Annotated in this window: 2 protein-coding genes; both read left to right on the forward strand. The window is 75.7% G+C overall.

From position 1 onward, the window contains the following. Window positions 1–9: 9 nt before the first annotated feature. Window positions 10–1,068, forward strand: a complete 1,059-nt coding sequence (locus ACIQOV_RS42040; RefSeq protein WP_401056499.1) for a CbiQ family ECF transporter T component — start codon at window positions 10–12, stop codon at window positions 1,066–1,068. Continuing rightward, window positions 1,065–1,208, forward strand: coding sequence for a hypothetical protein (locus ACIQOV_RS42045; RefSeq protein WP_401056498.1), 144 nt, complete (start codon window positions 1,065–1,067; stop codon window positions 1,206–1,208). Before ACIQOV_RS42040 ends, ACIQOV_RS42045 begins: the two co-directional genes overlap by 4 nt.

Raw genomic sequence — 1,208 nt, forward strand, 5'->3', positions numbered from 1 at the left:
CCCCGTCAACTGCACCCCGGGGCCTGGTGGTTGTGGGCGCTCGGGCTGGGCGCGGCGGCCACCCGCACCACCAACCCGGCGATCCTGCTGCTGCTCGCCGCCGTCGCCGGGTACGTGGTCGCGGCCCGGCGCGGCGATGCGCCCTGGTCGCGCTCGTACGGGGCGTTCCTGCGGCTGGGCCTGCTGGTGCTCGGCATCCGGCTGGTGTTCGCCGTGTTCCTCGGCTCGCCGGTCGCCGGCACCCACGTGCTGTTCACCCTGCCCGAACTCCCGCTGCCCGTCTGGGCGCAGGGCGTGCGGATCGGCGGCCGGGTCACCGCCGAGGGGCTGCTCGCCGCACTGTACGACGGGCTGCGGCTGGCCACCCTGCTGATCTGCGTCGGCGCCGCCAACTCCCTGGCCAGCCCGGCCCGCCTGCTGCGCACCCTGCCCGGCGCGCTCTACGAGGCGGGCGTCGCCGTCGTCGTGGCGATGACCTTCGCGCCCAACCTGGTCGCGGACGTCCGCCGACTGCGTGCCGCACGGCGCCTGCGCGGCCGCACCGACAAGGGCGTCGCCGCCGTGCTGAGCGTCGGAATCCCGGTACTGGAGGGCGCGTTGGAGCGGTCCATCGCGCTGGCCGCCGCGATGGACACCCGGGGCTTCGGCCGCACCGCCGACGTCCCGCGCCGGCTCGCCCGGGCGACCGCGGCACTCACCCTGGCCGGGCTGCTCGGGGTCTGCCTGGCCGCGTACGGGCTGCTGACGGCCGGCGGCGCGGGCTGGGCCCTGCCCGTCCTGCTGCTCGGCCTGGCCGCCGCCTTCGCCGGACTGCTGCTCGGCGGCCGACGCTCCGTCAGAAGCCGCTACCGGCCGGACCCGTGGGCCCTTCCGGAATGGCTGACCGCCGGTTCCGGCGCGGCCGTGGCAGCCCTCACCGTCTACCTGGCCGCGCGGGACCCGGCCGCCTTCGCCCCCACCGTCGTCCCACCGACCGTCCCCGCGCTGCCCCTGACCGCCGTGCTGACCGTCCTGCTCGGCCTGGTGCCGGCGTTCGCCGCCCCGACCCCGCCCCGGAGGGCATCGTGATCACCTTCGAGCAGGTCTCCGTCCGGTACGCGGACTCCGCCGCGCCCGCGCTCGGCGGCGTCGACCTCCCTCTCCCGCTACGATCGGAACTCAATCTGAATCTTGAAGTTGATGCTCCGCAAGTAGGCGAAGATCAGTGA

The sequence above is a fragment of the Kitasatospora sp. NPDC091257 genome (genome assembly GCF_044757675.1).
Taxonomy (GTDB): domain Bacteria; phylum Actinomycetota; class Actinomycetes; order Streptomycetales; family Streptomycetaceae; genus Kitasatospora; species Kitasatospora lactacystinica.